Origin of the sequence: Aneurinibacillus danicus (assembly GCF_007991215.1) — a bacterium.
GTDB lineage: Bacteria > Bacillota > Bacilli > Aneurinibacillales > Aneurinibacillaceae > Aneurinibacillus > Aneurinibacillus danicus.
Window position 1 is genome coordinate 1 of record NZ_BJXX01000024.1, and the last position, 8,630, is coordinate 8,630.

Below are 8,630 nucleotides of genomic sequence, written 5' to 3' on the forward strand. Positions count from 1 at the left end.
AAAAGTCAGCCGCCCTTCTCACGATTTTCATGTCGGGATTGCGGCTGAGAGGCCATGGTGGTTTTCTATAAATTTACACAGTTAAATCCAAATAATGATTCTGGATGCCATAGCGAATTAGCTCATGTTTGCTTTTCAATTCAAGTTTTTGCATAATGTTTGCTTTATGATTTTCCACCGTTTTAGAGCTGATAAACAGCTTTTCTGCGATCTGCACATTCGTAAAACCAAGAATGGTGAGGCGCACAATTTCTTGTTCACGCATGGTGAGTATGGATGATTTTTTCCCCTTTTTATCAAACATTTTCTGCAACTGTTCTTGCGGAATACCAGTGCGGTAAAAACGCTCACCCCGCAGCACTGTCAGGATCGCCTCATTCAGTTCCCCGCCTTGGCTCTTCTTTAAAATATATCCATGCGCACCAACTTCAATCGCTTTTTGTACATAGATTTCTTCGTCATGCATTGTCAGCAGAATGATTTTACATGCTGGTAACTGGCGCCGGATGTTCATCGCCGCCGCAAATCCATCAACTCCGTTCGGCATCGATAAATCCATTAGAATAACATCAGGCTTTTCCTTTAAAGCTAGAAGAATCGCCTCTTCCCCGTCACCGGCTTCCCCAACAATTTCAATTTCCTGGTTCATTTTTAATAACAAAATAATACCCTTGCGAATAAGTGCGTGGTCATCAACTACCATGACCTTGATCATCACTTTCCACCTCCGGAACAGGCACCGAAACCCGGATGATTGTTCCCTGTTTCGGCTTTGAATACAGAGAAAACGTCCCGCTAATTTGGTGGATCCTCTCCTCCATATGTTTTAACCCGAGACCCTCTTCTACCTGTCCTATATCAAATCCGCTGCCATTATCATGAATGAAAAGACGTAGCTCACCGTGGCCTTCTTCCAGGCAAACCGTTACGCTGCTGGCGTTTGCATATTTTAAAATATTGTGGAGAGCTTCCTGGATAACCCGGTATAGGTTAATTTCAACAACGGAGAGAAATCGTCTCTCTACATTTGTTTCAAACATAAAGTTTATACCGGGAAGGTTGCGCTTTAACGATTCCAAAAGCGCCCGCACTGTCGGCACAAGCCCCAACTGGTCAAGACTTTGCGGCCGCAGCTGGTGAGAATATGATTTTACATCATGCATTGCCTTTTCAAGTTCCCGGCGCACTTCTTCAATATAGTTATGAAGCTTTTGGTCTTTTACATGCATCTCGATTGCCTGCAGCGCGACAGAGATACTGTATAGCGACTGTCCAACTCCGTCATGCAGTTCCTGTGCCAGGCGCTTATGCTCACTTTCCTGGGCTTCAATAAGCTTTTGAATAATGAGCTTTGAGATACGAGCCTCCTCTTCCTTTTTTTTCAGCCGTTGATCGCGTAACACAAGCAGATAATGGCGTCTCTCGCTTTCTTCATCCTGATATATAAGCGCAGTACTCATCTCAACATCAAGCGTCTCTCCTTGGTACGTCGGCATTTCCGATAAAAAATACGGCACTTCTTCCCGTGAAATTAAATAGCAACGGTTTTCGCTAGGAGCTAACTGACGAGTCTGACAATAGGAACAATAGGGTACCTTGTCTCCAATCCGCCAGCCGGTCATTCGCTGGGACGACGGATTCATCTCAAGAATGATACGCTCATGATCCATAATGATGATGCCATCCTGAATGTGCTCATAAATCTGCCTTAAATAAGATTGTTGCATCGCGATCAACCCTTTCTGCTGCATAACGGGAAACAGGGACGGTATCCGAATACGAGCCGTCCCCTTATGATCAATTAGGTATGGTGAGCGGCGCAGCGGTTTGGCCCGATTTCAAGTTCCTGTACTTCTTCCGGGCTTGCTGCTCTCACACCGCGATTAATGGCGATAATGTCTTCGAAGTTCGGTGGGGGCTGTGTGGATGCAGATTGGGCCACCGTATCAACAAACTCATGAACCGTTTTTTCTCTCATAATTTCATTCATTGCACGGATATGGCCGAGCGTTGTACCGATATAGCCCTGCTCATTTTTCTCCGTTTCGAAATCAGCATAGTGTGATGGCAGGACCACTATGTCATCTGCCAGTCCAGCCAGCTTTTCATATACAGTATGGTAAAGATCAAGCGCCCATTCCCGGGCTTTGCCGCCAAGGTCGGGACGGCCTAATCCGCTGACAAATACGGTGTCGCCTGAGAATAAAAAGCGCTGATTAACAAGGAAGGATACACTTCCTGGCGTATGGCCCGGTGTTTTGATTGCGAGCACTTCCAAGTGTACATTCGCAAAAGAAATGTGATCATGCTCTTCGAGCGCATCAAAATGGAAAGTCGCCCCCTCACTACGCATCAAGTAATAATGCGCACCTGTCTTCTGGGCCAGTTCATGGCCGCCGGAAATATGGTCCGCATGCAAGTGCGAGTCCACGATGTGGGTAATGGCTACTCCTTCCCTGGCTGCTGCCTGTTCGTATACCTCTGTAAAACGTGACGGGTCGATGACAAGCGCTTCTTTACCGGAGATTAACAGATACGATAGGCAGCCTTTTCCAACCCGAATAAACTGGTATACAGTCAACTCGTCATCCTGATGCACCAACACGGGATATAGATATTCACTCCATGACTTCATGCCCCCCTGTAAATAGGAGACCGCCCGTCCCTCTTTATGAATATGTTCGGCAACAAGCTTCGATGATCCTTCTTTTGCACAAACAACGATGAGTTTGCGATCTTCCGGCAGGCGGTCTAGAATAGAAGCCACCCCATCGAGCAGTTCGAAATACGGTACGTTTAAATAAGCAATATCTCCCCCCTCAATTTTCCAATCTTGAAAATCTGATTCGTTTCGTGTATCAAGAATGAACAACGGCGCTCCTTCTACAATAAGACGATTAAGTTCTTGCGCGCTAATGTTTTCTGCTCCCATCTTCTTTTCCTCCTTTAGTTACTCTTCTATATCCCCATCCCACTCAGACATACCCGGGATAACATTATATACATCTGTAAATCCCTTTACCTGCATGTAAAGGCAGGCAGCATTGCTGCGATTGCCTGTGCGGCAAATCACATAGTATGTCTGTTCTCTTTGAAGCTCAACCAAATGCCGCTCAAACTCACTTAATGGCACGCTTATAGCACCCGGAATATGCCCAAGCATATATTCAACCTCTTCCCGCACATCCAGAATAAAAGGCGCACTCCCCTTCTGTAGCTTGTGCTTTATTTCTTCATTTTGCACTACCCTTGGAAACAGCGGCGGTGCTTTGCGTACATCGTCTGCCGCCTTGCGTATAAAATGAATTTTAAATACTGTTTTAAAAGCGTTTACACGTTCATTTTAGGGTGAAAAACTGTCGCAAAGTATAGGGGACTTCCCCTATCTTCTAAGTAAAATTAAAAAAATACCTGCTAACCCATAAGATCAGCAGGTATAGGTATATTAATGATAACCTTTGGCGTTATCCGGCGAGATTTTCTCGCGGAAAATGCGGTACAACCATAACTGATACATAATGACGATCGGTACCATTACCAGCGCCACACCGAGCATAATGGATAGGTTCAGCTGGCTGCCTGCCGCCTCAAACATCGTCACGCTCCACGCCGGTTCAAGCCGGGACGGCAGCATATTCGGGAACATGCCAGCAAACCCGCTGGCCATTACCAGCACAATTGACACTGATACCCCGCCGAAGGCAAGACCTGAGTGACCCTTACGCAGAAATGTAATAACAGCCAGCAGAAACAGCAGCGCAAGCACCGGCAGCAGCCACAGCGCCGAATACTGCGCGAACTTTTCAAACAGCGGCGTGCGGTTGTTAGTGGCGACCATAAATATCGCAAGCACCGGCACAGAAACAAACCAGACTTTCTGTGCCCATTTCAGTGCACGCGTACGAATTGCTCCTTTCGTTTTTACCGCGATCCACACACAGCCGGACAGCGTAAACAGGGAAACGAACAGGATACCGCCCAATAGACCATACGGGTGCAAGAGTGACAGCAATGTGCCGTGGTAGCCCGCTTGATCAATTTCCAAACCATAGAACAGGTTAGCAAACATTACGCCAAACAGCAGCGCAATCGCGAAACTGCTTGTAAAAAAGCTCCATTTCCAGAAGGATTTCCAGCGGGCATTGTCTATCTTGTGCATAAACTCAAGGCCGGTCGCCCGGAAAAACAAAGCGAACAAAATGAGCATCAACGGCGTGTACAAGTAACTGAACATGAGCGCGTACGTTACCGGGAACGCGGCAAACGTCGCGCCGCCCGCAGTAATTAGCCACACTTCGTTGCCGCCCCAGAACGGCCCGATTGCCTCCTGAAGCTGGCGCTGTTCTTTCTCATTTTTCGCCAGGAACGGAAACACGATTCCCGTTCCCAGCGCATACGCATCAAGAACGAAATAGACCGTCCAGATGAGACCCCATAACCCGAACCAGATGGTGATTAACGTATCATGAGACATGCTCCAAACCCTCCTTCACTGCCCCCTCGGTGTTTGGGCCTGCCTTGGCGTATTTCACCAGCAACATAACGTCGGCGATAATTAAAATCGTGTAGAACAGCACGAGACCCGTAAGTGAGAAGATGATTTGTGAGGACGAAATCGGCGACACCGCTTCTGTTGTTTTCATCAGGCCATACACGACCCATGGCTGCCGTCCGGCTTCGGCCACCGTCCAGCCCAGATTCATAGCTAAATATGGAAGAAGCATGCTGTAGAGCACCGCTTTCAGGTAGCGTGGGGACGAAACGAGCTTTCTTTTCCGTACAAGGTAGAAACCGTACCAGACAAGGGCCAGAAAATACACCCCAAGCGCCACCATCGTTCGGAAGCTATAGTAGACAATATTGACGTTCGGGCGCTCATCGATCGGAATGTCTTTTAAGCCAATGACTTTACCGTTCGGATTGTTGGTATAAAAGAAGCTACCCATATACGGAATCGAGAGGGCTTCGATGTTGCGTTCATTTTTTGCATCTGGAATCGAAATAATGTGGAACGGCATTTTTTCCTGCGTTTCCCATATCGCTTCCATGGCGGCCGCTTTCGCCGGCTGCACCTGGGCTGTATTTACCCCGTGCTGATGGCCGATGAACGGGGTTGCCGTTGCTGCAAACAGACCCAGCGCCAGCGCAATATTAAAGGATTTCTCAAAGAAGGCTACATTTTGTTTGCGAATCAAATGATAAGCACTGATCCCCATGACGAAGAACGAGCCGACGATGTAACTGGCGATAACCGTATGAAAAAACATATACCAGGCGTATGAATTGGTCACCAGTTCATAGAAACTATTCAGCTCCGCGCGACCGTTGCGGACGACATAGCCGACCGGATGCTGCATGAAGCCATTGGCCGTGATAATCCACAGCGCGGAGATGTTGGTCCCGAGCGCCACCATCCAGATGGCAAAGGCACGCATTTTCGGGGAAATTTTATCGCGGCCAAACAGCCACATCCCCATAAACGTCGATTCTAAGAAAAACGCAACAAGCGCTTCAATTGCCAGCGGCGATCCAAAAATATCGCCCATGTACTTGGAATACTCCGACCAGTTGGTACCGAACTGAAATTCCATTGTAATCCCGGTGACAACCCCAAGCACAAAGTTAATGGAAAAAAGTTTCCCCCAGAAATCTGCCATCTGTCGATACATTAGCTGCCGCGTGCGAGCATACTGGGTTTCCATGTACGCCACCAGGATTACCAGACCAATGGTAAGCGGAACGAATAAAAAATGATAGAAGACCGTGACTGCAAACTGAATCCTACTTAGAAAAACGACTTCTGTCATAATGCATGCAACCTCCCTCTTTTTTTCTAAGTTTACGGACCTGTATGTTTTTACATAAAATAGTATAGTCCGCAAAAAGAAGCGAGGCCTATGGGGAGAATCCCCTATATTCTCTTTCAAAAACGTAGAAATGTGAATGATTTGTGGCTAAACCATTCCGACTTTTTGAATACAGAAAAAGGTTTTTCTATAATAAAACGATTCGCACTCTGTTGACCTTGAATGGCAAGCCGCTCCAAGAGCCAAAATCCTCTTTCATTTCGGCACAACAACGTACATAAGAAAAACCCGTGCGGCAATTGCACGGGTTTTTTCACCTTAAAGTCTAATCTCTTACTTCCTACCTCCTGCTTCCGCCATTAAAAGAAGGCTTGATGCTCTTCTTCCGTAACCGGATCAATCCAGATGCTCTCTACCGCATTAACCGCTTCTTCCACCAGGCGCTCTACATCCAGTGCCTGCTCAAATTTCTCTGCTATCTCCGGCTTTGGTTTCGTTACCGGCGATTTCGGCACAAATACTGTACAGCAATCTTCATATGGAAGGATGGATGTTTCATACGTCTCAATCTGCCGTGAAACCGCCATGATCTCTTCCTTATCCATTGCCACAAGCGGACGCAGCACAGGGATATTAATAACGCTATTAATCGTATTCATGCTCTCCATGGTCTGCGAAGCAACCTGCCCCAGGCTTTCCCCTGTAGCAATGGCCAACGCGCCGTGTTTCTGCGCCAACCGTTCCGTAATACGCATCATGAATCGGCGCATAATGGTAATCGTATAATGCTCCGGACAATGCTGACGAATCTGCGTCTGAATCTCTGTAAACGGTACGACATGCAGTTTCATGCCGCCGCTGTATTGCGTAAGAATACGCGCCAGATCGATGACTTTTTGCTTGGCGCGTTCCGATGTAAACGGATAGCTGTGGAAATGAACGCCTTCAATACGAACGCCGCGCTTCATCGTCATCCAGCCGGCTACCGGGCTGTCAATGCCGCCTGAGAGCATCAGCATCGCTTTGCCGCTGCTTCCGGTCGGAAGTCCTCCCATCCCGCGCACGGTACGGCATGAAATAAACACGCCTTCAGCGCGAATCTCCACGTTTACTTCTACATCCGGATGATGAACGTCCACTTTCAAATCATCGGTGTTGCGTAGAATATAGCCACCCACCAGATGGTTCATCTCCTGAGAACGATACGGAAATTGCTTGTTCGGGCGCTTTACCGCCACCTTAAATGTGCGCGGCGCAGGCTCCACGTCCCGCACTGCTTCGAGTGCCGCCTGCTGGATCGCTTCCAGCTCGAATGTCTGGAGAAAGCGTGTCGGGCTAAAGGAATGAATTCCAAATACTTTTTTCAGCCTGGCTTCTACCTGTTCGTACGGCTCCCCATTCAGCACGAGGTACATCCGTCCGTATACCCGCTCCACCTGCACACCCGGGTACGCTTTTAAGCTTTTTTTGATATTGCGGACAAGCTGTGATTCGAATTCACCCCGGTTACGCTTCTTGAGCGCTAGCTCTCCATAGCGGATTAGAATATGTTCATATTGCATATCGTTACACCCTCATTATCTTCGCTAAATTTGGTACAGTCTCTTTAACCGCCTGCACGAACGCATCCACTTCCGCTTCCGTATTATCGGGAGAGAAACTGACTCGCAATGCGCTTTTGGCACGCTCTTCGTCTATTCCCGCCGCCAGCAGCACCCGTGACGGCTTATTGGATTTGGATGAACAGGCGGAACGCGTCGAGATGTAGATGTCTTTTTCCTCAAGCGCATGCAGCACTACTTCCGCTTTTATGCCTGGAAACGAAAAATTGACAATATGCGGCGCAGCACTTGCCTCCTCTTTGCCGGGGCCATTCAGTTTGCAGTATGCAAGCGACGCCAGCCCATCGATTATACGGTTGCGCAGTTTTTTCATATGCTTATGGTTCGTATCCAATCCATCCCGCATAATGCGCATGGCTTTGGCCATTGCGACGACGCCCGGCACATTCTCTGTACCGGAACGGTAGCTGGACTCCTGCCCGCCGCCGATGATAAGCGGAGACAGCATCACGCCGCGGCGAATATAGAGAAGCCCGCAGCCGCGCAGCCCATGGAATTTATGAGCGGACAACGACAATAGGTCTACGCCCCATTTTCCCGGCGTAAGCGGCAGCTTGCCGTATCCCTGCACTGCATCAACATGAAAATACACTTTTGGATATGCGGCTAACAGACGGCCAATCTCTTCGATCGGCTGTATGGTACCCAACTCGCTGTTTACATGCATGATAGAGACAAGAATCGTATCATCACGCAGTGCACGTTTAACGTCCTCTACACGTACACGGCCATTCGCATCGGTCGGCAAATATGTGACCTCATATCCGAGTTCCTCTAACTGCTTGCATGTCTCATAGACAGATGCATGCTCAACGCTGCTGGTAACGATATGTTTTCCTCTTGCTCGATATTGGAGTGCGACACCTTTCAAGGCAGCATTATTGCTCTCCGTGCCACCGGACGTGAAGATGATTTCGGCCGGCTGCACATCTAGACAGTCGGCGGCCACTTTGCGCGCCTGCTCTAAAAGCTGCGCCGCCTTGCCTCCCAGATGGTGAAGCGAAGAAGGATTGCCGAAATACTGACTCGCCACGTCGCCAAACACTTTCACCACATCGGGATGCGGACGTGTCGTTGCGCTATTGTCAAAATAAATCATAATTTTCCCTTCTTTATCTTTCATTTTCCTTAGTATAGTATGGCCCGTACAACTAGAAAAGTTCAACCATTATCATAGCATATTTGTTTTTTTGTGAAAATC

8 protein-coding genes are annotated in these 8,630 nt (G+C 48.1%); all 8 read right to left on the minus strand.

Going from position 1 to position 8,630, the window contains the following annotated elements; all coding sequences use genetic code 11:
• Positions 1-73: 73 nt before the first annotated feature.
• Positions 74-715: a response regulator gene (locus tag ADA01nite_RS03060; RefSeq protein WP_146808441.1), complete on the minus strand. Its 642-nt coding sequence runs from the start codon at positions 713-715 to the stop codon at positions 74-76.
• Positions 693-1,727: a PAS domain-containing sensor histidine kinase gene (locus ADA01nite_RS03065; protein WP_146808434.1), complete on the minus strand. Its 1,035-nt coding sequence runs from the start codon at positions 1,725-1,727 to the stop codon at positions 693-695. Before ADA01nite_RS03065 ends, ADA01nite_RS03060 begins: the two co-directional genes overlap by 23 nt.
• A 74-nt stretch (positions 1,728-1,801) precedes the next feature.
• On the minus strand, positions 1,802-2,932 hold the full coding sequence (locus tag ADA01nite_RS03070; RefSeq protein WP_146808435.1) for an MBL fold metallo-hydrolase: 1,131 nt from the start codon (positions 2,930-2,932) through the stop codon (positions 1,802-1,804).
• 18 nt (positions 2,933-2,950) lie between these two features.
• Positions 2,951-3,244 carry a rhodanese-like domain-containing protein gene (locus ADA01nite_RS03075; RefSeq protein WP_170230125.1) on the minus strand — a complete coding sequence of 98 codons (294 nt, stop codon included), beginning with the start codon at positions 3,242-3,244 and terminating at the stop codon, positions 2,951-2,953.
• A 201-nt stretch (positions 3,245-3,445) separates the two neighbouring features.
• Positions 3,446-4,474: a cytochrome d ubiquinol oxidase subunit II gene (gene cydB, locus ADA01nite_RS03080; protein ID WP_146808437.1), complete on the minus strand. Its 1,029-nt coding sequence runs from the start codon at positions 4,472-4,474 to the stop codon at positions 3,446-3,448.
• Positions 4,464-5,807: a cytochrome ubiquinol oxidase subunit I gene (locus tag ADA01nite_RS03085; protein WP_146808438.1), complete on the minus strand. Its 1,344-nt coding sequence runs from the start codon at positions 5,805-5,807 to the stop codon at positions 4,464-4,466. The genes cydB and ADA01nite_RS03085 overlap by 11 nt, the downstream gene beginning before the upstream one ends.
• Positions 5,808-6,166: 359 nt before the next feature.
• Entirely contained in the window at positions 6,167-7,369 is a 1,203-nt protein-coding gene (gene thiI, locus ADA01nite_RS03090) for a tRNA uracil 4-sulfurtransferase ThiI (protein ID WP_146808439.1), read from the minus strand.
• A gap of 4 nt (positions 7,370-7,373) precedes the next feature.
• Complete coding sequence (locus ADA01nite_RS03095; RefSeq protein WP_146808440.1) at positions 7,374-8,528, minus strand: cysteine desulfurase family protein; 1,155 nt, start codon at positions 8,526-8,528, stop codon at positions 7,374-7,376.
• Between the last annotated feature and the right edge of the window lie 102 nt (positions 8,529-8,630).

Excerpts from the sequence above, each read along its gene's own strand:
- ADA01nite_RS03060 (WP_146808441.1), bottom strand. The coding sequence starts at position 715 with ATGATCAAGGTCATGGTAGTTGATGACCACGCACTTATTCGCAAGGGT.
- ADA01nite_RS03065 (WP_146808434.1), bottom strand. The coding sequence starts at position 1,727 with ATGCAACAATCTTATTTAAGGCAGATTTATGAGCACATTCAGGATGGC.
- ADA01nite_RS03070 (WP_146808435.1), bottom strand. The coding sequence starts at position 2,932 with ATGGGAGCAGAAAACATTAGCGCGCAAGAACTTAATCGTCTTATTGTA.
- cydB (WP_146808437.1), bottom strand. The coding sequence starts at position 4,474 with ATGTCTCATGATACGTTAATCACCATCTGGTTCGGGTTATGGGGTCTC.
- ADA01nite_RS03085 (WP_146808438.1), bottom strand. The coding sequence starts at position 5,807 with ATGACAGAAGTCGTTTTTCTAAGTAGGATTCAGTTTGCAGTCACGGTC.
- thiI (WP_146808439.1), bottom strand. The coding sequence starts at position 7,369 with ATGCAATATGAACATATTCTAATCCGCTATGGAGAGCTAGCGCTCAAG.
- ADA01nite_RS03095 (WP_146808440.1), bottom strand. The coding sequence starts at position 8,528 with ATGATTTATTTTGACAATAGCGCAACGACACGTCCGCATCCCGATGTG.